Source organism: Bacillus sp. NPDC094106 (genome assembly GCF_044764345.1).
Lineage (GTDB): Bacteria > Bacillota > Bacilli > Bacillales > Bacillaceae_G > Bacillus_A.
In genome coordinates, this window is sequence record NZ_JBIWHY010000006.1 from 150,069 (window position 1) to 171,035 (window position 20,967).

46 protein-coding genes are annotated in these 20,967 nt (G+C 30.2%); all 46 read right to left on the reverse strand.

The window, feature by feature from the left end; all coding sequences use genetic code 11:
• Positions 1 to 18: 18 nt before the first annotated feature.
• On the reverse strand, positions 19 to 174 hold the full coding sequence (locus ACIQ7L_RS11010; protein ID WP_400569047.1) for a hypothetical protein: 156 nt from the start codon (positions 172 to 174) through the stop codon (positions 19 to 21).
• A 45-nt stretch (positions 175 to 219) separates the two neighbouring features.
• Positions 220 to 372 (reverse strand): hypothetical protein, encoded by a 153-nt coding sequence (locus ACIQ7L_RS11015; RefSeq protein WP_400569050.1) that lies wholly within the window; start codon positions 370 to 372, stop codon positions 220 to 222.
• A gap of 34 nt (positions 373 to 406) precedes the next feature.
• Positions 407 to 826 (reverse strand): hypothetical protein, encoded by a 420-nt coding sequence (locus ACIQ7L_RS11020; protein ID WP_400569052.1) that lies wholly within the window; start codon positions 824 to 826, stop codon positions 407 to 409.
• Between the two features lie 208 nt (positions 827 to 1,034).
• Entirely contained in the window at positions 1,035 to 1,421 is a 387-nt protein-coding gene (locus ACIQ7L_RS11025; RefSeq protein WP_400569054.1) for a hypothetical protein, read from the reverse strand.
• Between the two features lie 59 nt (positions 1,422 to 1,480).
• Positions 1,481 to 1,858 (reverse strand): hypothetical protein, encoded by a 378-nt coding sequence (locus ACIQ7L_RS11030; protein ID WP_400569055.1) that lies wholly within the window; start codon positions 1,856 to 1,858, stop codon positions 1,481 to 1,483.
• A gap of 48 nt (positions 1,859 to 1,906) precedes the next feature.
• Positions 1,907 to 2,164, reverse strand: coding sequence for a hypothetical protein (locus ACIQ7L_RS11035; RefSeq protein ID WP_400569057.1), 258 nt, complete (start codon positions 2,162 to 2,164; stop codon positions 1,907 to 1,909).
• Entirely contained in the window at positions 2,154 to 2,441 is a 288-nt protein-coding gene (locus ACIQ7L_RS11040; RefSeq protein WP_400569059.1) for a hypothetical protein, read from the reverse strand. The genes ACIQ7L_RS11035 and ACIQ7L_RS11040 overlap by 11 nt, the downstream gene beginning before the upstream one ends.
• 16 nt (positions 2,442 to 2,457) lie before the next feature.
• On the reverse strand, positions 2,458 to 2,883 hold the full coding sequence (locus ACIQ7L_RS11045; RefSeq protein ID WP_400569061.1) for a hypothetical protein: 426 nt from the start codon (positions 2,881 to 2,883) through the stop codon (positions 2,458 to 2,460).
• 147 nt (positions 2,884 to 3,030) lie between these two features.
• Complete coding sequence (locus tag ACIQ7L_RS11050) at positions 3,031 to 3,450, reverse strand: hypothetical protein (protein WP_400569063.1); 420 nt, start codon at positions 3,448 to 3,450, stop codon at positions 3,031 to 3,033.
• A gap of 45 nt (positions 3,451 to 3,495) precedes the next feature.
• A complete protein-coding gene (locus ACIQ7L_RS11055) occupies positions 3,496 to 3,708 on the reverse strand; it encodes a hypothetical protein (RefSeq protein ID WP_400569064.1) in 213 nt (70 codons plus the stop codon).
• Positions 3,709 to 3,832: 124 nt separating this feature from the next.
• Positions 3,833 to 3,967 (reverse strand): hypothetical protein, encoded by a 135-nt coding sequence (locus tag ACIQ7L_RS11060; RefSeq protein WP_400569066.1) that lies wholly within the window; start codon positions 3,965 to 3,967, stop codon positions 3,833 to 3,835.
• A 60-nt stretch (positions 3,968 to 4,027) separates the two neighbouring features.
• Complete coding sequence (locus ACIQ7L_RS11065) at positions 4,028 to 4,249, reverse strand: hypothetical protein (protein WP_400569068.1); 222 nt, start codon at positions 4,247 to 4,249, stop codon at positions 4,028 to 4,030.
• 62 nt (positions 4,250 to 4,311) lie between these two features.
• The gene (locus ACIQ7L_RS11070) at positions 4,312 to 4,644 is read right to left on the reverse strand and encodes a hypothetical protein (protein WP_400569070.1); all 333 of its coding nucleotides are present in this window, start codon (positions 4,642 to 4,644) and stop codon (positions 4,312 to 4,314) included.
• Positions 4,645 to 4,760: 116 nt separating this feature from the next.
• On the reverse strand, positions 4,761 to 4,943 hold the full coding sequence (locus ACIQ7L_RS11075; protein WP_400569071.1) for a hypothetical protein: 183 nt from the start codon (positions 4,941 to 4,943) through the stop codon (positions 4,761 to 4,763).
• Between the two features lie 67 nt (positions 4,944 to 5,010).
• Positions 5,011 to 5,208, reverse strand: coding sequence for a hypothetical protein (locus ACIQ7L_RS11080; protein ID WP_400569074.1), 198 nt, complete (start codon positions 5,206 to 5,208; stop codon positions 5,011 to 5,013).
• 5 nt (positions 5,209 to 5,213) lie between these two features.
• Complete coding sequence (locus ACIQ7L_RS11085; protein ID WP_400569076.1) at positions 5,214 to 5,426, reverse strand: hypothetical protein; 213 nt, start codon at positions 5,424 to 5,426, stop codon at positions 5,214 to 5,216.
• A gap of 388 nt (positions 5,427 to 5,814) precedes the next feature.
• Positions 5,815 to 5,946 carry a hypothetical protein gene (locus ACIQ7L_RS11090; protein WP_400569078.1) on the reverse strand — a complete coding sequence of 44 codons (132 nt, stop codon included), beginning with the start codon at positions 5,944 to 5,946 and terminating at the stop codon, positions 5,815 to 5,817.
• Between the two features lie 219 nt (positions 5,947 to 6,165).
• On the reverse strand, positions 6,166 to 6,558 hold the full coding sequence (locus tag ACIQ7L_RS11095) for a hypothetical protein (protein ID WP_400569080.1): 393 nt from the start codon (positions 6,556 to 6,558) through the stop codon (positions 6,166 to 6,168).
• 45 nt (positions 6,559 to 6,603) lie between these two features.
• Positions 6,604 to 6,801 carry a hypothetical protein gene (locus ACIQ7L_RS11100; RefSeq protein ID WP_400569082.1) on the reverse strand — a complete coding sequence of 66 codons (198 nt, stop codon included), beginning with the start codon at positions 6,799 to 6,801 and terminating at the stop codon, positions 6,604 to 6,606.
• 156 nt (positions 6,802 to 6,957) lie between these two features.
• Positions 6,958 to 7,197, reverse strand: coding sequence for a hypothetical protein (locus tag ACIQ7L_RS11105; protein ID WP_400569084.1), 240 nt, complete (start codon positions 7,195 to 7,197; stop codon positions 6,958 to 6,960).
• Between the two features lie 43 nt (positions 7,198 to 7,240).
• On the reverse strand, positions 7,241 to 7,714 hold the full coding sequence (locus ACIQ7L_RS11110) for a hypothetical protein (protein WP_400569085.1): 474 nt from the start codon (positions 7,712 to 7,714) through the stop codon (positions 7,241 to 7,243).
• Between the two features lie 326 nt (positions 7,715 to 8,040).
• Positions 8,041 to 8,607, reverse strand: a complete 567-nt coding sequence (locus ACIQ7L_RS11115; protein ID WP_400569086.1) for a hypothetical protein — start codon at positions 8,605 to 8,607, stop codon at positions 8,041 to 8,043.
• A gap of 5 nt (positions 8,608 to 8,612) precedes the next feature.
• Positions 8,613 to 8,804 carry a hypothetical protein gene (locus tag ACIQ7L_RS11120; RefSeq protein WP_400569088.1) on the reverse strand — a complete coding sequence of 64 codons (192 nt, stop codon included), beginning with the start codon at positions 8,802 to 8,804 and terminating at the stop codon, positions 8,613 to 8,615.
• A gap of 25 nt (positions 8,805 to 8,829) precedes the next feature.
• Positions 8,830 to 9,261, reverse strand: a complete 432-nt coding sequence (locus ACIQ7L_RS11125; RefSeq protein ID WP_400569090.1) for a hypothetical protein — start codon at positions 9,259 to 9,261, stop codon at positions 8,830 to 8,832.
• Positions 9,262 to 9,263: 2 nt separating this feature from the next.
• Positions 9,264 to 9,473 carry a hypothetical protein gene (locus ACIQ7L_RS11130; protein ID WP_400569092.1) on the reverse strand — a complete coding sequence of 70 codons (210 nt, stop codon included), beginning with the start codon at positions 9,471 to 9,473 and terminating at the stop codon, positions 9,264 to 9,266.
• A gap of 15 nt (positions 9,474 to 9,488) precedes the next feature.
• Positions 9,489 to 9,830, reverse strand: coding sequence for a hypothetical protein (locus tag ACIQ7L_RS11135; RefSeq protein WP_400569093.1), 342 nt, complete (start codon positions 9,828 to 9,830; stop codon positions 9,489 to 9,491).
• Positions 9,831 to 10,037: 207 nt separating this feature from the next.
• Positions 10,038 to 10,289 (reverse strand): hypothetical protein, encoded by a 252-nt coding sequence (locus tag ACIQ7L_RS11140; RefSeq protein WP_400569095.1) that lies wholly within the window; start codon positions 10,287 to 10,289, stop codon positions 10,038 to 10,040.
• Between the two features lie 33 nt (positions 10,290 to 10,322).
• Positions 10,323 to 10,571 carry a hypothetical protein gene (locus tag ACIQ7L_RS11145; RefSeq protein ID WP_400569097.1) on the reverse strand — a complete coding sequence of 83 codons (249 nt, stop codon included), beginning with the start codon at positions 10,569 to 10,571 and terminating at the stop codon, positions 10,323 to 10,325.
• A 45-nt stretch (positions 10,572 to 10,616) separates the two neighbouring features.
• A complete protein-coding gene (locus ACIQ7L_RS11150) occupies positions 10,617 to 10,985 on the reverse strand; it encodes a hypothetical protein (protein WP_400569098.1) in 369 nt (122 codons plus the stop codon).
• A gap of 293 nt (positions 10,986 to 11,278) precedes the next feature.
• The gene (locus ACIQ7L_RS11155) at positions 11,279 to 11,464 is read right to left on the reverse strand and encodes a hypothetical protein (RefSeq protein WP_400569100.1); all 186 of its coding nucleotides are present in this window, start codon (positions 11,462 to 11,464) and stop codon (positions 11,279 to 11,281) included.
• A gap of 23 nt (positions 11,465 to 11,487) precedes the next feature.
• The gene (locus ACIQ7L_RS11160; protein ID WP_400569101.1) at positions 11,488 to 12,039 is read right to left on the reverse strand and encodes a prefoldin domain-containing protein; all 552 of its coding nucleotides are present in this window, start codon (positions 12,037 to 12,039) and stop codon (positions 11,488 to 11,490) included.
• A gap of 72 nt (positions 12,040 to 12,111) precedes the next feature.
• Positions 12,112 to 12,987, reverse strand: coding sequence for a hypothetical protein (locus ACIQ7L_RS11165; protein ID WP_400569103.1), 876 nt, complete (start codon positions 12,985 to 12,987; stop codon positions 12,112 to 12,114).
• Complete coding sequence (locus ACIQ7L_RS11170) at positions 12,965 to 13,126, reverse strand: hypothetical protein (protein WP_400569105.1); 162 nt, start codon at positions 13,124 to 13,126, stop codon at positions 12,965 to 12,967. Before ACIQ7L_RS11170 ends, ACIQ7L_RS11165 begins: the two co-directional genes overlap by 23 nt.
• Positions 13,127 to 13,155: 29 nt before the next feature.
• Positions 13,156 to 13,467: a hypothetical protein gene (locus tag ACIQ7L_RS11175; RefSeq protein ID WP_400569106.1), complete on the reverse strand. Its 312-nt coding sequence runs from the start codon at positions 13,465 to 13,467 to the stop codon at positions 13,156 to 13,158.
• Positions 13,468 to 13,491: 24 nt separating this feature from the next.
• Positions 13,492 to 13,944 (reverse strand): hypothetical protein, encoded by a 453-nt coding sequence (locus ACIQ7L_RS11180; RefSeq protein ID WP_400569108.1) that lies wholly within the window; start codon positions 13,942 to 13,944, stop codon positions 13,492 to 13,494.
• 365 nt (positions 13,945 to 14,309) lie between these two features.
• A complete protein-coding gene (locus ACIQ7L_RS11185; protein WP_400569110.1) occupies positions 14,310 to 14,717 on the reverse strand; it encodes an HNH endonuclease in 408 nt (135 codons plus the stop codon).
• 242 nt (positions 14,718 to 14,959) lie between these two features.
• A complete protein-coding gene (locus ACIQ7L_RS11190) occupies positions 14,960 to 15,310 on the reverse strand; it encodes a hypothetical protein (RefSeq protein ID WP_400569111.1) in 351 nt (116 codons plus the stop codon).
• Between the two features lie 257 nt (positions 15,311 to 15,567).
• The gene (locus ACIQ7L_RS11195; RefSeq protein ID WP_400569113.1) at positions 15,568 to 15,942 is read right to left on the reverse strand and encodes a helix-turn-helix domain-containing protein; all 375 of its coding nucleotides are present in this window, start codon (positions 15,940 to 15,942) and stop codon (positions 15,568 to 15,570) included.
• A gap of 178 nt (positions 15,943 to 16,120) precedes the next feature.
• Positions 16,121 to 16,405, reverse strand: a complete 285-nt coding sequence (locus ACIQ7L_RS11200; protein ID WP_400569115.1) for a hypothetical protein — start codon at positions 16,403 to 16,405, stop codon at positions 16,121 to 16,123.
• Positions 16,406 to 16,618: 213 nt separating this feature from the next.
• Complete coding sequence (locus tag ACIQ7L_RS11205; RefSeq protein ID WP_400569118.1) at positions 16,619 to 17,212, reverse strand: prepilin peptidase; 594 nt, start codon at positions 17,210 to 17,212, stop codon at positions 16,619 to 16,621.
• A 92-nt stretch (positions 17,213 to 17,304) separates the two neighbouring features.
• A complete protein-coding gene (locus ACIQ7L_RS11210; protein ID WP_400569120.1) occupies positions 17,305 to 17,814 on the reverse strand; it encodes a cobalt ABC transporter permease in 510 nt (169 codons plus the stop codon).
• 2 nt (positions 17,815 to 17,816) lie between these two features.
• Positions 17,817 to 18,314, reverse strand: a complete 498-nt coding sequence (locus ACIQ7L_RS11215; protein ID WP_400569122.1) for a hypothetical protein — start codon at positions 18,312 to 18,314, stop codon at positions 17,817 to 17,819.
• Between the two features lie 170 nt (positions 18,315 to 18,484).
• Positions 18,485 to 18,691 carry a hypothetical protein gene (locus ACIQ7L_RS11220; protein ID WP_400569124.1) on the reverse strand — a complete coding sequence of 69 codons (207 nt, stop codon included), beginning with the start codon at positions 18,689 to 18,691 and terminating at the stop codon, positions 18,485 to 18,487.
• Positions 18,692 to 18,761: 70 nt separating this feature from the next.
• A complete protein-coding gene (locus ACIQ7L_RS11225; RefSeq protein WP_400569126.1) occupies positions 18,762 to 18,968 on the reverse strand; it encodes a hypothetical protein in 207 nt (68 codons plus the stop codon).
• Positions 18,969 to 19,369: 401 nt separating this feature from the next.
• Positions 19,370 to 19,942, reverse strand: coding sequence for a hypothetical protein (locus ACIQ7L_RS11230; protein WP_400569127.1), 573 nt, complete (start codon positions 19,940 to 19,942; stop codon positions 19,370 to 19,372).
• An 84-nt stretch (positions 19,943 to 20,026) separates the two neighbouring features.
• Positions 20,027 to 20,959 carry a hypothetical protein gene (locus tag ACIQ7L_RS11235; protein ID WP_400569129.1) on the reverse strand — a complete coding sequence of 311 codons (933 nt, stop codon included), beginning with the start codon at positions 20,957 to 20,959 and terminating at the stop codon, positions 20,027 to 20,029.
• Between the last annotated feature and the right edge of the window lie 8 nt (positions 20,960 to 20,967).

Genomic DNA, 20,967 nt, shown 5'->3' on the forward strand with positions numbered 1-20,967 from the left:
TCCCTCCTTTAAAGACTTTTATTTTATTTCAATCCACTTATAATATTTTCCTAACATACAATCAAAACGCCATCCATCTTCAGTAATTTTCGAATGGTTATTCATATACTTTGAATAATTCAATAAAACTTTAGGCGAAAACATTATTCGTTCCCAATTAAATAGTTCTTTCATTTTGCATTCTCCTTTTCTCTCAAATAACTATTCAATTCCTCTTTTCTATAAATCTTCGTCCATACCAAACACAACTTCATTCATTGGTGAATATCCAAAATGTTCTTCAAACAATTTACACATTACATTGTATTCATCTTCCATTCCATCATCAAATAATCTTTTTAATACAATAATACAATCTCTTTTTAAGACCATCGTTTCTTTTCCTCTCTACGAAATAATTATTTAATTAAAGTTTAATTGGTTCTTTTAACTTCACTGGCTCAGTACGATAAATTTCTTGCAAGCATTCTCCTGAAGTGTTTGCTTCTGTATCTATTACATACTTAATTTTAGAATGACAATATACACATTCCTTATGACCTTTATGTTCTTTCAATAAATACGCTTCATCATCAACATATTCACAATATGGACACTTCAAACCTTCTTCGCAAATTACATGGTTTTCTTGACTCCTATTCAATTTCATTTCTGTAACTCCAAGAACACCACCATATCCTACACAAGGATGATAGATTTTTTCATTGATGAGCAAATTTTGTTTAAATAAATCTCTTGATTGCAGTTTTATTTCTTTTATTAATTTACTTCCAGTCAAATCGCCAAAAGGTTGTTTCAAATCCAATTCTACGATTTTAAAATACATGAACCATTCCACCTTTATTCCGTAATCTCATCCTTTTCATGGAGAATTTTACTACTATTTGATAATCATATATATACCATCTCGCATGTCATCACTATGAGAAATTTCAAACTCTAAACTCTTTAATCTTTAATTTTCATAACCATATCCTCCCTTGTGTATTGCCTTATCTCCATAAATCAAATGTTCACAAACATATCTGACGACTTTATTTATCTACATTTATTTTCTCTAACAATTCCCTATCGGCTTCTCCCAAGTCTAACCCTTTGCTCAAAACAGGAATATTTTGAATTTCAGCTAAGAGTTCCTGTAAAATATCATACCCATCAATCTTATTCGATTCACTTTTGAAAGCAGATTTCTTTAAAAGAGTAGCAATAAATGTTTTTAAATTGAAGTTGATATATCCATTTTTACATAGCGTTTCGTACACATCTAATACCATATGCAAAACATTTTGCATACCTACATCCTCTAAACCCAAACCATACAATTTAGCCGTAAACAATTTTATGTCCTTTTTGTAATCAATGCGTTTAAAATGTCCTTTCGTATATAAAATAAGTTGTTTTTCCCAATAATGCAGTTCCATTTCCACACCTGCTTTTCTACAAAGTTTAAAATCTATTACATTAACATTTTTGTTAAAACTTAAAATATAGCTTTCTTAACGGCAGACCATAATACATCACACAGCTCTTCCCCTTCAAAGTGGAATGTATCCATCTCCACATCATGATTTATACTGACGAACCATTTTGTTCCATATTCTGAATGTGAATTTTCAATCATTACCTTACCATACTCGTTTAAGATTGCTATCATATTCGATGTATTACAATGTTTTGCTGTTTCAATTAGCGTATCATGTTTCCATCCTTTATTTTCAAATATGTCCAATGCACTTTGTACTTTACCTACATTATCCCAATCCATCCAAACAGTGTCTATAAATTTCGAATTACTCAAAGTCAAAATTTGTTCTGCACTTAATAATACTAATTGTTCTACATCAATATGACCTTTCATTCTCATTCCTCTTTTCTATAAGAAATACAATATATAATTTTGCTTAGACTACTTCTTCAAAAATTTACTTAACATAATATGACCGAAAAACTTATCTATCAATTTATTATTTTCGTCATACACGTTAATGTGAGCATCTTTTTCTTCTATGCTCCATCCTCTTTCACTACAGATATCAAAATTTTTATCTCTCACACCTACTAATATATTTCTTTGCAAATTAGCTAATGACATAAATTCTCCTACTTTCTTAAAGTTAGGTTCATAACTTATAGTTTTTCTATTTAATATCCACCTATTGTTCAATTATTTCCCCTAAATCAAAATCAGGTTTAAATTCATACCTTTTTAATTCATAATAAATCACTTCATCATTTTCTTCGTTTGGATTTTGAGAATCATATAATGCGGAAATAATATAATAAATACCATTAATACTAATTGTACTACCAAAACGACATGATGTAGGCACTTTATGTAATCGACCTATCTTTTCTTCCTTATTGTTGTAAAGTTCATATCTATAGCCATCTTTTCCACCTGCACCATGATACGATTGCCTAATTTTTAAGTCATACTCCATATTAATATTCTCCCTTCTAACTACTTTGTTTCGTTTCCTTCTGTAACTCATCCATATATGTAACAGCATTCAACAAACAACGATATGCAGAAGGAAGACCTGCTCTGTCGTCTAACAAAATGTTGTAATATAGTTTTTTTCCCTCTGTAAATGGTATAAAACCAGGAGTCTCATTGATTGAATCAAATGGAATATCATTCTCTTCTAAATATCCCTTAACAAAAGATAGTTCACTATCTTGTCTTGCTGTATAAACCATAAGGTACGCATTAAGTTTTTTTGATTCTCTTAATAATCGAATAACATCATCATATGAGTGTCCTTCTTTATGATAATCGTATACTGTATTATCAAAATCATATGCAACTACAAGTGAACCATACTTCTTCCATTCCGTAATTAAACGTGCTGTTACATTCTCTTCATGTAAATACAAATCCATTTCAACATCTCCATATCTGTTATATATAATCATCTATATCTGTACCACAATATTCAATTCTTATCATTCCATCAATTAATCTATTTAATAAAATAATAAGATTTTTTCGTTTTGTGACCATCTTATATATTCTCCTTATTCATTCACTTACAGCTCAATAGGCTCATTTAATTTTACTGGCTCCGTATGATAAATTTCTCTTAAACATTTCCCAGACGAGTTTACCTCTCTATCTATTACAAACTTAATTTCAGAATAACAATATACGCATTCCTTATGACCTTTGTTTATTTTTAATAAATACGCTTCATCATCAACATATTCACAATATGGACACTTCAAACCTTCTTCGCAAATTACAAGGATTTCAGGATTTCTGTTCAACTTCATTTCCTTAACTCCCAGAATACAAGAGTAAGCAACACAAGGATGATAGATTTTCCCATTAATAAGTAGAATTTGTTTAAATAATTCTCCTGATTGTGCTCTTACTTCTTTAATAAATTTAGAACCTTTTAAATCCCCGAAAGGTTGTGTCAAATCCAACTCTACGATTTCGCAAAACATGACTCATTCCACCTTTTATCTACTATCAAAACACACCTACTTTAATTACCACTTGATAATCATATATGTCCCATCTCGCATATCATCACTATGAGAAACTTCAAATCCTAAACCTGTTAATTTTGAAATAACTGCATTATATAAATGCGGTTTCGTTAACCAATTATCCCCATTTAAACCAGAATTGGAATGAATCTTTAATTCATAGTTCCCTTCATTTGCTTTTTCTATCATCTCTACTTCGAGTTCTTTAATCATAGAAGATGCAAAAACATCTCCTTCAATTTTCTTTTTATTATCTGCTAATCAATATATCCCGTTGATAAGCACTTTGTAATTCCAATCCATAATTCTCAATCCTTCCATATAAATATTTCTTCATTTAGTTCTGTTTTTCACCACAATTACAACAGTAAATAGATTTATAGTCTTGTGCTAATTTATAGCCTCGTTCACATTTTGATTTACAACATAAAGACAATGGTAATTCCTCATGTGTCCCCTTTTTGATTGACATACTCGTTCACCTAATTTCTACATAAAGTTCAATTTAATATTGTTTAAATAATAATTTAGTTTATTCCACTCTTACTATTCTTCCTTTATGGTCTTTACCAACTGCATAACTTTTCCTACAATTAAAACAGAATAAATATTTACCTTTTTCCTGACCTTTGATAAGTAACGGACTACTCATACTCGGATGACCCTTTACCGTAATTCCTGTAACAGCATATACGTAGCCTCTAAAACTTAGTGATTGACCACAATTACATTTTGGTTTTTCATATTTATCCATTCTAACACCTCAGTTATTTGAGATTGCATTGCAATAATGCCTATGAAATAAATCAACTGTACTTAGCAACTTTTCATCCAGTCTTCTTCAAGCAAATAATCTAAATCATTGGATTGGTCAACTGAGTATGTTTCCTCAAAAAGGTTAAATTTACAATACAAGTAATCACCTTTTGTTCCTTGATTCATTCCATTAAAATCTGCATCTACAAACAAATGAATAATAATGTAACCACCTACACATTTTCCATCTAAGTTGTAGTAATATCCTTTTTGAACAACATCAGCTAAGTCACCAAACACCGTAGATATGATAAACGCTATCTCTTTTAAATTCCGTTTGCCTTTGTAGTAACGTACCTTTTTCCTCGCTGAATCGCCATCTATATTCATCACGAAAATACTTATTTACTACATTCTTTAAATATGTGAACATGCTTGAATTAATTTTCAAAGACACTTATATCACCTCATTTCTTCAGTATCAATTACATTAATGCTTTTGTTTGAGCTTAATAAAAGTACGGCCTACCATCTAACGTAATATGTTTTGCATATTTTCGTATAACTGTCTTTTCCGTTACAACTTCAATTTCGTTCAACCACGCATCCACGTAACAAAGTTCTTCCGACACATTAGGAATAGCCTCAAATCCAAGCACTCCATTTTTATCAACTTTTACTTCTCGAATCATCCCACTATCTCATTCCCAAATTTGTCTTGCATTTGTATCCCTCACGTTCTTAGTAAAGTCTCCTATTTTAAAATGATATTTCCTTGCCGTCCACATTCCGTATAATTGTACAACCCATATCTTTGTAAGCCTTTATTCCTATACCTTCTAAGTATTCTTCTGCATTTCCGAACGCACTCTTTGAGTCTTTGGCAATTGTATGAAAAGGAATAACCTCACTGGTTTTATCTGATACAGAAATAAGTACACAAAATAATTTCTCCACTGCTGTCACCCCACTTTATATTTCTCGCATGTTCTTTCGAAAACTTCTAATGCGAACCAATTAATCTCTTTCATTGCGTTGGCTTTACCGATTTGTGAAACTGCTCCTACTTCAAAATCAATAAATTTTATCCCCTTTTCATCAACCTTGTTAATTAGGTTGTTAGCCATTTGTTTTAATCTTTTCAGTTCTTTATCGACTTTTACTTCACCCTTCATTAACTCACCTCATCTTTAATAAAACCTAAACTGTATAACAATAACATTACTATTTAACTGCGTTCTTACTTATCAACACGATGGCAAAGACTATACCTATTGCATTCTCTTTTTAGGTGCGGTACCATCGTTCTATCTTCAGTTCATACTAAACTACCAAATTCAATAATTTTAGTATTCTTGTATCATTCAAAGTCTCTATACCACTTGAAAGTTACATCCAAATACATATCTTCATAAGCGTATTTTCGTATAAAGTCGATAGGTAAATTACCTATGCAATAGATTATATAGTTGTTGTTGTATTTTTTTAATTGACGATTACGTGTATGCCTTATTTTAGTCAACCTAATCTCTTATGAATTTTTAATTGTATAGTAGAAACACTCTACCTATCTTCTTCCGCTGTTTCACACTTTTTACACGATGTTTTTAAATCTGATTCTTCAACAGAAGCTAAATCACCGTATATCGTTATGCATTGGTCACATTCTGAACACATAATACATGTAGTACGCATCTATATCCTACTCCTTGTAGAAATATTTTCTTTTTATATGATGATATCTAACAGTTCACTATTGATACAATTATGTAATAAAAATGAATTAAATTAAACAAGTAAAATATATTTTACTTGTTAGTATTTAGAAACCCAGGACCAATCCCATACGCTTGAGGAGGGAGATTTCTTGCCTGGGAATACACTCAACTTTTACGATGATTATATCATAACACTCTACAAAATCTTATCTGCCATTATTTTCTCTAATAATTCACTATCAGCCTCTCCTAAGTCTAACCCTTTGCTCAAAACAGGAATGTTTTGAATTTCTGCTAATAGCTTATGTAAAATGTCATAATCATCAATCTTATGCGGTTCATTTTTAAAAGAAGATTCCCTTAAAAGAGTAAAAATAAACGTTTTAAAATTGAAGTTAATATATCCGTTCTCACACAACGTTTCGTATACATCTAATACCATATGCAAAACATTTTTTGACCCTACATCCTCTAATCCTAAAGCATACAATTTAGCAGTAAATAACTTGATATCTTTCTTATAATCAATACGTTTAAAATGTCCTTTTGTATATAAAATGAGTTGTTTTTCCCAATAATGAAGTTCCATTTTCATCCCTACGTTTCTATGAATTTGAGGTTCAGTATTTAAGAATTACCTTGTTGTTCGTTCTAACTGTTCAATCGCTTTTTTCAAACTTTTTAATTCCTCTTCATGCATGAGTATTGCTAATTTCCTTCTCTTTTCAGAAGAGTAAATGAATCCATCTTTAATTTCTTCTATTTTATTTTCTAACGATTGTTTTTCTCTATTTAGTACAAATAGAGCGTAATGATATTTCGTTATTTTCATTTAAATTCATCACCTTTTTTGTACAGGTCATTTTGTTTTCCAGTATCACTATGAATTTTATTCCAACCTCTTCTTACCATCAATTATGACTCTTTCAAGATACAATTTTTCAATCTTTCTTTTTGCTAATACTTGAAATAACGACTTTGCTATAAATCACTCATCAAACTCTTTTCCCCAAGATTCATTAAACTTTCTCTTCCATTCATCTTCTATGAAAGATAATTTTTCCGCAATTTCCTTGGCTGTGAACTCTTTATCCTCTCTCAAGGATACATGACCTTTATATAAGCCAATTACATGCTCGTTCATTAATTGATTTGCTTCTGACTGACTAAAAACTTCAGTTCCCATTAAACCCATATTCGACAAGTATTTTTTAACTAAATCATCCATCTTTCAATCCACTCTCTTTCCTAAAGACTTCAAAGCTATAATACTAATCCAACATTTCCATGACCGCATTCAAATACTCTTTGAAATCAACTGGAACAACTTCAGTTCCTTTTACATATTCCTCATGATTAACTTCAAAGAACCATCTATCTCCTACCCACTGATTGCCAGAAAAGTTATTCGTACCAAAAACATCATGAGGCTTAAATGGATAAATATCTTCAATTTGTTCAATAAGTGCTTTGATTTCTTTATAATACTTTGAACGTTTCTTAAATGGATAAAAATCTTTTTCTTTTGGATTTTTCAAAATTTCATCTTTAAACAATTCATAAGCTTCAGTCCCCATTCGAACCCCAAAGAAATCTGGATGATAAAACACAAATCCTTTATTTGTTCCATATTTTTCTTTAAAAGACTTAAAAAAATGATTTATATCATATTTTCTTTTTATCGCTGACTTATACCAGTCACTCTCTTTACTCACCTCATAAATTGGTGCATTTAATGTTTCCACGATTCATTCCCCTTTTCAATTAAATGGAACTTTTGTTCGAAGACAAACATTGTTCAATCGGTTTTTCTGATTTTATCATTGACATGCCCGCATATTATACATTTCTTTTCATGCGTAAACCAATTATCACTATTTATTTTAACCAATTCATAATCATGTTTATGGTCGCTTTTCTTTTTAGACAATGTATTTCACCTCTTTTCAATATAAAATGATAAATTTATATCTTAATTCATATAAAATTCAAATTGTATTAAACTTAATCTCTACGGTTAAAAGCCAATTAACAACTTCTCATCCAATCTTTCTCAATTAAATCTTCCAAACTACTGATATGATTCATATACTTTTATTAATTTACAATCCGACCACTCAGCGATTTCTCCATTTAAACGTTCAATCAGATAGCATTCATTATTGTTTTTATCGTGAAACATTTTTCTTAAATACCCCACTCGATTAATAGCAGAAACATGACTGGATGAAGTTACAGTAACTAAGTCATCAATCTCTACTTGCTCCATTTTCGTTCTTTGTTCTTCAGACTTATGAGTTCCACCACTATAGGCATGTTTATATGCCATTCTTGCATTTGCATCTATAATTTCAGCTATTTGTTCGAGTTTCATCTCACCCTTAATCTTTTTTGCTGAATTAACTCGTTCTTCAGCCTCCATATCGACTTTTTCAAATCTCGAATAAGATTTCTTTATACGAATATACTCCCCCTCTAAATCGTCATAATCAGAGAGTGTATCTTCTACACATTCTATAGTTTCACCATTCTCATCCATTAACGTCAATTTCCATGTATAATCAAACATAGACCCATGATAATGATATGCCTTTACAAATGTTGCTGATAAGACTTTATAAATAATGCCTTTTTTCAAGTTACTCATCCTCTCTTATTCTTCAAAACTTTAGCGATTTCACCTTCAAGTTCTGAATATACAAGTCCATCTCCAAAACCTGAAGCTTTATGTATATTGGCAATCAACTTCATATAATCCTCTGTAGTACGGGATGAATTTTCGAAATCCTCAATGTCTTTTCTAAATGCTTCTTTTTTTCGCTCTCTGTAACGCATACGCTCACCTCAAAAGTAGTTTTATTTAGGCAACTGCTATACCACAATCTGTCCCACTGCAATATTTTCCGCAAGTATCAAAAATTTGTTCTTTTAACTCACTATATAATTGTAACCAAGCTGTTGTTTTATTGATGGACTGTACTGGATGTTCCTTACCATCTTGATTGATAAATAGAAATACATTAAATCGAACATCTGATAATTCCCATCCTTGTTGAATCAATGCCTCTTTTGGATTCAGGTCCCGATGTAATTCTTTTAAAATCTCTATTGTAACGTCACCTTTGAAAATCAACATTCCTTCGTTTAATCGTAAACAAAACGTATCTACATCTTTTTTTGTATTCGCAAATGAAACTGCATGTTCAAAAGTATCATCTTTCATTACTGAAACAGGTTCTAACAAAACAACCTTTTCACCATTTTCAATCCATCTGTCTGTTACTACTACCATAATTACTCCTCCTCATGAATAATCAATTTATCTACACAAAAGTCTTCTCCAACTTGCTCTGTTAGCCTATCATGTATTAACACCCAAGCCTTTTGAATATCACCACAATCCGTTCGGTCTGGATTTTCGGATTCCAAACTATCTATTAGACTATCTAATTCTTTAAATGCTTTTGCCATATATGATAATTGCTCGTTTGTAAGACGTTTCATAACTTCCTCCTAAAATTAACGCATTTTTATTACTGCACTTTCTCCTTTTGCTACCTCAAAAAGAAAACTATCTAACCGACTAAAACTTTGTAACAACGGACTTCCACCATCATCTGAAACATTCACGACAGAACAAATTCTTGATTGATATTTAAAATCTCCTGGTAGTGCATTTTTAGGAAGCTCAAAATAATATTGAGATTGCTGTTTCATTAACGTTTCTACTTCTTCACAATTTTTTGCATACGCAAGAAATTGGTCACCTGAAATTCTTTTAGATTCTTGAAATAACCGAAACTCTGTGCCATCATACATAAATTCATCATGTTTTACTTCAATTAAAAACAAATCTCTCATCGTTCAAAACTCCCCCTCGCATTTTTTAACTACTCAATCCGTTCGCAAGTAGCTCGAAATCGCATACTATTCACTTTGTCACCTTATTCATACAAATATACACCAACAATTTATTAACTATAGTATATATTATCAATTGATTTTTGTAAATTTTATTTTACTTAAAACACCAATAAAAAATACATCTTCATTCAGAAGATGTATCCTTCATTCTTTCAGTTCATATTCTTCCATGATATTCAGCATATCTTCATCTGCTAATCCAATGGAATTTTCCGTAGCATAATGACGCATCCCCTTTTGAATACAATCCTTATCTAATATAATTTCCTTACAAATTGTTTCGAAGCCTTTCACTACATCATAATTTACCATAGCGTTATCAATGGCGGCCATAATGAATCCTACTTGAAAGCTTAACCGTTCTCTTTCCGATGCATTTAATTTTTCAGTTTCCATTTAAAAAACACTCCATCCATTATTTTTTTATTACTAACATCCTCCCGTAACACCAAATCCATATAATTCAATCCCCATACTTTTACCAGACTCATAACCTTCTGCATATGTATCAGCCAACAACTTAGCGATTTTACAAGCACTTCTAAAACTCTCTCTATGTGTAATCGGAATTTTCATTCCTCTATCACACTTATATATTTGAAAATATTTATCCTTCTTTTTCTCTACTCTATATGAGACATCAGTAGAATGAAAAGTCATTTCATTTGTATCTTTCATTCTTGTCACCCCCTCACTGAAGTTGTGTTCATAACCTTATAACTCTCAATCAGTTAATGGCATTTCTTCTAAAATCGACTCGTTTAATTCAAAATAAAAATTATTAACTTCTTTATCATTTGAAACTTTCATAACAACTTTATTTTCATATTCAATAATGACCCTTATATCATGCATCAAATTTATAACTTCATTTTCATCTACAATGTCTTTGATTTCATGTTCATACCAAGTAACAGACCATCTATCAAAAGTTTTTAGATAGTCGATTCTTATGAGATATTTCCAATCTGTTCCTTTATGAGGCTCAATATACATAAGACAAATGCTTTCATTAGATAATGCATATACACAATCAACTTCCCAATCTACCTTCATTTTGAATGTATCTTTTAATTTATTTATTAAATCCATATTGTTTCCTTCTCTCTATATATACTATCTATGCCAAAGGTATTCGCCTACAATTCGTATCTCAACTTGATTATCATTTGTATATGTAACACTTAATATTTCTCTTACAATCCATCTTTACCATCTGGTGCATCTATTACACACCCTAAATCAATCCCAAATTCAAGTTCATTTAGAAGTAAACTAAATTTAGTAAATTTATCATCCATATATAAGCCCTCCCTTTCATAAATTTCAAATTACATACCCAGAAGTTATTAAGATAGTACTGTTATTAACCTCGAAAATTTTATTTAAATATAGCTCCATCTATAATGCAGACATTCTTCGTCAAAACAATTGGCTATATTTCCTTTATAATCTTTCAATGCTGTTTTATAGCTACCATAGTATACTCTGCTGTAAATGGATGCCCAAACTGCTACCCTTTTACTACACCCTTGTGACATAGCTAATTTTATAAATCTTTTTCTTGTCATCTAATCTCTCTCCTTAACAAAGTTCAAATTGTATTACAATCCTGTTTTCTAAACTTCATTCTCTCTTCGTTCAACTCTTCTATTACACATTCCAATAAATATATTTGTCTATTTAATGGGGATGCTTTTATACGCAGTTCGCTTAATTCTTTTCTTTTTTCTTTTAACTCTTTATCAAGTTCCTCTTTATTCGTATAAACGCTTTTTATGTTAATATCCAACTTATAATCAGGACATTTAGAGAGATTTATCATATTATCCTCAGAAATAAATACATACTTTGTTCCATTTCTTTCAACAATTTCTCCATCCCAATGACCATTACATACATGAAATTTTGTTCCAATAGGTAATGAATCCATCAATGTAGGTGTTCCACCATATGGACCTTCCTCTTTCTTTGCCTCTTCGGATGGCTTTCCTGTCTTTAAAGATTCTTCAATGACCTTAATTGACTCTTGGATACCTTGCATTTTTCCTTCAAAAAAACTCTTCACCCAAACAGTCTTACAGGAATCAATGGATTCTTTTATTTCAGCTTCTTTCTTCTTTAATGATTCTAACACTTGTTTCATACTTATCCTTCTCCTAATACAATCAATGTACTTCCATTATCTAATTTCGTAATCACGTTCATTCCCCCATACTTATTTTTTATAAAACATATAATCTGCTTGTTTAATATCTTTTAATTCATCGTAGCATCCATATAAATCAAATTGATGTTCATGTGTTTTTCTTTCTTTTGAATAAACAGAATCCGTAACAAACTTATCCAGTTTATCATAGAATGCATCAAATTCTTCATCAGTCATGTTAGGCTTTACAACAACTCCAATGTCATATCTCGGATAACAACTTATTCCTTCTTCGTTTCTATCAACAACGCCAATTGCAACAATTTCTTCAAACTGATATGGCAATTTCTTAAAGAAATCAAATGTATTCTTTCTATCAGCTTCAACATTATCTTTATGAATTTCCTCATCTTTCATGAACTCTTCATACTTCTGCTTTACATATTCTTCTTGTGTCAATTTGATATTTCTTGAGATTTTATCCCAACAACCACTTTCTTCGTTAAATTCCTTTAGCACCTGGTAACCTGAATAAAAACCGTTTTCATCTTTTTTAAAATCCGTTAATGCATCTCCACGGGTTAAAGAATCTACAAAGTACAGTTTAGGATTCTCTTTAATTTTTTTAACTTGATTTAAGAAATCATCCACATTATTATCAAAACTTACATACGTTCTACTTGGCTTAAATTTGCCAATCAATTTCTTATGTTCACCAAACACAACAAAAGCATTATTAGGGTATAACCAAATCGCATATTCCCAATCTGGCGTTTCTTTTAATGTGAAATGACATACTGAACGAAACCCCATATCAAAAATAAAATAGCCATTTAAAAACAACTTTTTATCCAAAGTGAATTTTTGCTGAATGATAGATAATAATCTCTCATGACGTTGCGTGTTTACTCGTTTTGCTGTTTTACGCTTCATTCGCTTGTTCATACGTTATCCCCTTTCTTTTTGTTTTAGAAATATGGTAGGTATCTTTTTCAATAATGGATTTCCGAACATAGTATCCTTTATTCATTAAATAATTAAACGGAATTTCATCTACTGAACTTGGCTCTTCCTTGAATTCCACTATGTAATCATTAGTACATTCATTAATGTTTATTTTTTACCGAACAATAGACGCAAAGCTCTTTCCCTAATTAAATTATCTGATTCTAATAGTTCTACATGTTTATCAAACTGCTCTACAGTTAACAATTCAGACAACTCTGTGTATCCGTCGAAATCATAGACAATTTCTACATAATTTTCTACAACGTTCATTTCAAACACTTGAGCAATCAAATATGTATCCATAGGTTTTTCATTTTCCACATATCCTAAGGGAAGAAGCACAAGTTTCCCCTCATATTTATCTTTAGCCATTTTTAGTAGATTTGTTATCTTCTTCCTCATATCTGATAAATACATTTTCCTCATCCCCTCTGTAATGATTTAGAACAAGATAGATTTGCTATAACCACAGTCCACACATTCCTTAAAGAATAATCCCTTCATTTTCTTATGTGGACAAAGCAATTGCATTTGTCTAAGAGCAATTCTTACATCATCTTCTGCTGAACGATATGCATGTAGCTTTTTAGCTCGATTCTTCTCTGCATCTTCATACTTTTGTTTTACTACTTGAAATGCAGTATCTAATGAATCATCTTCCTCATTTAATTGAAAAGGAATCACATTATCCTCTTCATGAAGAACCTTTTTTCTTCCTTGTTGGTCTATCACATCTTTTTTCAACAAATTGTAAGTATCTTCGCTAATAAATTTGATATGCATTTCATCGTCTGCTGTTAAACCAATGCTATATGAATTCGTAGACTTATGATGAACTAACCTTACAACATCACAACTTGTATTTAAAATTTCTTCTATTTTTGTGTCTTTCAATTTTCTCGCTCCTTTTGTTTTTCTTCCTCATTTTGATTATCAAACAATTTATATATACAGTTATCGCTATAGATACCCTCCACAAGACAACACTCATCACAAGGATTGGAATGATATGAGTCAAACGATAACCCATATAGCAAATCAAAGATGCTAATCCATTCACAACCCAAATCTTCCATATATCTTTCATTTAGCAATATCATCATTCACATCAGAATAATATTTATTTTTCATCAACTATAGTAAATTAATAAATCCATTCTACTATATCCACCTGCTCACTTCAATGTTTTTGTAAATTGTATTTTACAAATAAAAAGAAGCAAATGATGTTATATCACTCGCTTCTTCTTCATGTTTATTTAAAACTTCTTATCAATAAAAGTTATAATTTCTTCTTTCATCAATTCTTTTATAAATTGATACATTGGTTTATTTGCTTTCAAGTTGTTACACCTTTTACAGGCACATACAACTGTTTCTTCTGTTGTGTGTATCTTATATTCTGATTGCGGAATAAGATGGTCAATCGTATCCCCGTATTTTCCACAATACTGACAGATATATTTATCCCGTTCCAAGACTCGTTCTTTCAAAGGTTTTAATCTTTTTATTAACTTAATAGCATTTGAACCTATAATAATTGCATTTCCTTTTTTTACATCATACAACGCCTTTTCATAATAAGTTTTTCCTGGATACCCTTTCTTATGCCAATCTGCATAAACTTCAATATACGGTGCTTTTTGGTCTAATTTTATTTTATTCAAAATATATCACTTCCATTATTTTAATAAGAAAGAAAAGCTCCAATACTTTCTTTATCCTATCAAATCCCATTGATATATATCAATAAATGTTTACAAAAATATACATATAAACATTTGAATGAATAGATGTGATTTAAATAAAGAAAGAGCCTTCTTTTAATTTGAAAGCTCTTTACTGCTTTATAAATCTTCTTTACATATGTTTTTTAGTTATTTAACTTTTGAAATGCTATATGAAAGAACTAATCCATTTTACGACTATCAGAACTTTCTTCTTCATCCTCATCTTCATGCAAAAATATTTTATCAAACATAGCAATTAACCACATGATTATATTTGCTCCTACAAAGAAGATACATAGAGGGAATCCTATTAATCCACCGACTGCATATATCATACTAAAAAATCGCTCACCTGCTAATGATTGTGTTTTAGAAAACATCCTTGCAAAACCTATATATAGGTTTTCTTCTTCTTTAACCGAATCTTCTATCTCTTGTGCATGAAACGCTTTTTTTAATAAAAAATGCATAAATATAATCCCCACGCCTAAATAAATAGAAACAAAGAAGGATGCATATACTGGATTCATAATCATTACCTACTTTCACATAGAATTCTTCAAAATGATTCTATATTTGTTTATATTATAACAAACATGCTACAATATAAAAGAATAGAATTTCCATAGGTTCACTTTTGTCTCTCTAAGCAAAAGAGAAAGGAATTCTAAGGTAGTTGCGGATACCTTAGAAAAATAACCGCTTAGTAAATGGGCGGTTATTTTATTTTATTTCAATATATTTCCTTTATTTTCAGGAACAAAAAATAAAAAGAATAGACACTTGTCTATTCTTTTTGATTCGTTCGGTCTGTTTGACGAATCAAATAGTCAATACCATCAATTAACCCTTCTATTGCTCGTTTATTCAATAATTCACCTTTAAACAAAGGTTCTTCATTAACATTAAGAATCATTCCTCTTATTTCGTTAAACAAAACGTATACATCATTTTTTTTAAGTGTTAATTCTTCAAAAAAATAACTCATTGGCACGTTTATCGCCTTTGATAAGTTTAATAAACTTTCTTTAGAGGGCTCTTTCACACCTGATTCCATTTTCGACACAAAAGATTCAGTTACATTCATTAATTTGCCAAAATCTTTCTGCGTCATTTTCTGTTCTCTTCTTAAAGTTTTTATTTTCTCTGCTAAAGATGACATCGTTTATCCTCCCTGTTTTTTATCTCATTCATTTATCTATCCAATGATTTTAGTAATGAACATAAATTAAATTTCATCTTCTTATCAATCAAAAACTCATTTTTATATTAACAAAAGAATAACATTCATACACAATAGAAACAAGTTCTTCCAAAGGTTAAGAAAATATCTACTCTTTTTATATATTCTCATCTCTAAATCTTTTATTTAATTCATCTAAAACGTTTACAAAACCTTCCCTGCATGTAATTTCAGATGCCTTTTCACTATATTCATCCAATATACAACTTGGAATGTTTTGAATTTCACTTAATTTATTATTAATATTTTTCTGATAATAATTAATAAACTCCTCACAATCTTCTTTCTTTTTATTTCCTTTTTCTATATCCTTCTGCAATATGTTTATTCTATATTGCAAGTCAATTATATGTTTCAAAGGTATCAACCATTGAGGTTCCATATGCAACACCCTTTCTTTTAATAAATTTGATAAAACACCTTGTAATATTTTATTAGGGAGAAAAATCCCTTATAACTATAGTGGAGTCGTACAAATACCAAAACCCCTCCGAAACATAAACCTATATACAGCAAATAAATACAAAATAAAAAAGGAAGAAGGATAACCTTCTCCCTAAGTTAATCAATCTATATAGATTGAAACTTTACAAGTTTAGATAATAAGCGTACCTATCACTCCAATAATAAGAAATGGTCCAAATGCAAACCTATCACCTTTTTTGCTTTTCTTTACAACCATTAATCCCACAGCAAATAAAGAAGCTGTAAAAAAGGAATACATTAATAATTGTGGAATTTGATGATAGTGAAAGAACAATCCAATTGCTCCTACAAATTTAATATCCCCTCCACCTAAAGCACCTGTTAACAAGGCTAATAATAAAAATCCAATAAAAAGAGAAATTGCAGTAATGATGTAAGGAATTGGACTATGAAGTCTCCATACAACAATAAAAATGATACTTAATAAAAAGATAACTAAGTTTAAGCCATCAGGTAAATCTTGATACTTAAAATCTATTAAGAATAATGCTGTAAGAATAATAGACAATGCCATTAACAACCATGCATATTCGATAAAACCAAATTTATTAAAAATGACTCCCAAAAACAACCCATTGAGTAAAGCTCCCATAATATACTCTCTTTTATTAAAATCATACTCTTTATAGATTTTACTTACTACAAACAATATAATCCCACCAAATATCATACCTAATAAACTTATCAACAATATAAGCCCCATATATCTCAACCTCCTTATCTTATAAAAAAGGTACCGAATTGATACGGTACCATTAAAACAATCTTTTTTGTACTTACCATAATCAATGAACATTAGAACCGAGCCTGACTGACTGCTACTTTCTTCATTTTTACTTCATTGAACTTGAAAAACAATCCATTCACTGGAATCTCTGCATATATAACTACACTCGTATGATTTACTTTCACATTATCAATCGGTGTACTTACTTCCGTAATTTCATCTGGGTTATTAACAAAATGCGTCTCTATCTTTGGCTTTCCAGAAACAATACTTCCCTTTTTAGGATTGAACTCTTCATCTAAAAACAAATCATGTTGTATGATTTTATCAATAATCTCTTTCGCCTCTTCAGGATTTAATTCAATGATACCCTTTGGTAATTTATCATCTTGAATCCTGGTAATAGCTGATGAACTTGCATTATCTAATACGTTTTTTATTTTTCTACTCGAATCTAAATAATGAGGAACATCTATGCAGAGAAATAGTAGCAATGGAAGCAACGCTGAAACGAATAATATAACATATACAGATGTTACACCCTTTTTATTTTTGAGTAACTGCTTTATCCACTTCATGTTTACCACCTCTCTGATAAAACAGTTTCCTTGAAGATGTATTGATTACCTGTTTTATCTTTATAACTAAAGAAAGCGAATGGACCTAATAATCCACTTTTGTTTGCAGGTAAACTTACTGTTACTTCAATAGGGTCTTTACTATCTCGTTTCATATAACTTGTTCCTTCTCCATTGACAGGTGTTACTCCGATACAATTTATACCATATGTAACTGTTTTTGCAGTCACCTGTATATTTTCTCTCTTGTATCCTCTTTCCTCCATCTTTTTATAAAAAACTTCTAAATCACTATTAATTGGCTCTGACTGTTCATTCGTTAAACCCCCTTGCACTTTAGCTTTTTGAGCAAGTATATGCACCTCTTTTTCAATCATTAGTTTTGGATACATATAACTAATAAATCCTATACCTAAAAATACAACCGCTAAAATGGCAGACATACTTACAACAGCTTCTATGGAAACAAATCCACTTTTTCTTCTTAGTAATCTATTCATGTAAAAACCCTCCCCTTATTTAATTATATTTATCTAATATGTTATTATTTTTTGTATTATTTTATTTTATAAACGAACCTTATCCTTTTTTATTATTTATCAACAAAATAAAAAAACTGTAGGTATAATATACCCACAGCTCTTATGTAATTTGAATTCTATTTAATTAATTATTTACCAGCACTTGGGTCTACTACTTGGTATTGGTTTGTCGCAGTGTCAATGTTTGTCATCGCTTTATCAGTAACTGTATTTGCTTTGTTTTGGAATAAGATTACTGTTGCAACTCCTAACCCAATAATTAAACCTGCTACGATAATTGTTTCGATTGACACATATCCTTTAGAATTTTTGATTTTATTTAACATTTTTTTCATTTTACATTCCCCCTATTTTGGTTGTTTTTATTTTTTATTGTTTATTGTTTTTATATTAGTATCTCAATACTTATTTGCCAGAACCTGGTTCTACAACCTTGTATTGTTCTGTCGCAGTTTCAATATTTTTCAAAGCCTTATCAGTAACTGTATTTCCTTTGTTCTGGAATAAGATTACTGTTGCAACTCCTAATCCAATGACTAAACCTGCTACGATAATTGTTTCAATTGATACATACCCTTTAGAATTCTTGACTTTATTTAACACTTTTTTCATTCTGTATTCCCCCTATTCTTGTTTTATCTTTTATTTATTCCTTTAATCATGTGTAAGCTGTTACCCCGACACAAGACGACCTTTCGGAAGGGTCTTTCATCTACACTCTCTCATGGTTGAACCATCATAGCTCAATAACTATTGTTCGGGTCATCACACCATAACTCTTCTATTGATAATATATTTAGAATTTAAATATTCATTGAACTACAGAATCTTAGCACATATATCATCATCCCCTATTTTTGTATTTTTCTTATTATAGATAAAGTTATCTACATTATTCCTTTAATCAGTGTTCTACTTGTTTGACCCTGATTAACCTTGACGGCTTCTTATTTTTGTGAATCATACTATCTTATATGTGAATTCTATTTGATATATTCAGATTAAATGTTCTACTATTGTTCTAATGCCTGTCTTATAAAATGAATAACGACTGGATTTGGCATATAAAAACTATCTAATGTAATATCCTCTTGTAACTGAACATCCTTTAATAACAGCGAAATTCCGTACATAATTCCTGCACTTCTGCTTTGACCTGCATTACAATGAACAACGATTTCATCAAAATCACCCTCATCTATAAACTGAATTACTTCTTTTGCCATTTCTTCATTGAACAATACGAATCTTTCATTATTAGGCATTATTTCTCTAATATCATGAAAATAAAGCTCTATTACGGAACTAAAACTTTCTAAATACTTGACTTCGTAAGGCACTCCATATTTTTTATATTCAGGTTCCAATACACGGATTAACGCTGACTTTTCCCTTTTGGGTTTATATCTTCTAATTTCATAATCATTTAAAATTTCATATATCATTTGGGTTTCCTCTTGTTTGCTTCTATTAAAAATTAAATTGTCATCTCTCTTAATAACATTCTTCTCATTTTTATTAAGAACTCCCTCAAAATGAGATTCTTTATGATTTTCAACATATTTAATCATTTTTTTGAATTCCATACATAGATACCCCCTTTCTTATCGGGTTTATTCATTCTATACAAAAAAGACAAGCTACATAATGTAACTTGTCCCTTATCCTGTTTAAGGCCCCATAGGTGAATCCAGTAAAGAACTACCATACATAGCAAGCGGAATAAGACCTAATAAGATTACAGCTAAGAATGGAATGAACAGAGATGCTTGTGAGTAAACAAGATTTGATAAATCCTTTGTTCTCTTTAGCATGTTTGTATATTCAATAATTTCTTGCATATTGTTCTCTAATGATTGAATCCCATCTTCTCGTGAATACTCATTGAATTCAGATAAAATGTGAATAGTATCTGTAAATTTCGTTCCTGCAAATGAATTTGCTAAATACTGAAGCCCCTCTTTGTTATCACGAAGATAAATTCGGTACCCTACTTCAAATATGTTCTTATATCTTGTTTTTGTTTTTGACAAAACGTAAAACACTTCATTAATCGGTCTTTTTGAACGAAGCATTAAAATAATAAACAATTGCAGAATTGGTAAATCTTTTAAGAAGAAAAACTTGTTTTTCTTTGCTCTTCTTTTTAACCAAAACTTAGGGATTAAGCATAGTAAAAGTAAGATTGCCCCAACAATGAATTTAAATTTAATAATTCCCGTTGGACTTTGCATACTTTCTGCTAAATCAATATTGAATAACATACCTACTAAAAATGTGATATTATTCATCATGATATTTACTATGCAGAATATAATAAATGATGCGATAAGAATCGTAATTTGAAGTGCTGTAAAAACTCTATAACTCAGCTTATCTGAAATATTTGCTTCAAAAATTAACTTATTGATGTCTTTGACTTTTTTATCTTCTGGATTAGAGTTAATAAACCATTTAAATGGGGCAACAAAAGACAAACTATGTAATATATTTGACCATTCATTTAAAAATGGCTTTTCCATTACTCGCTTTTGTGATGTTAAAAGATGTATACCTATCATCAAGAAAGCAATTAGTAATGGTACAATATACAAATTGTACATAAAACAAA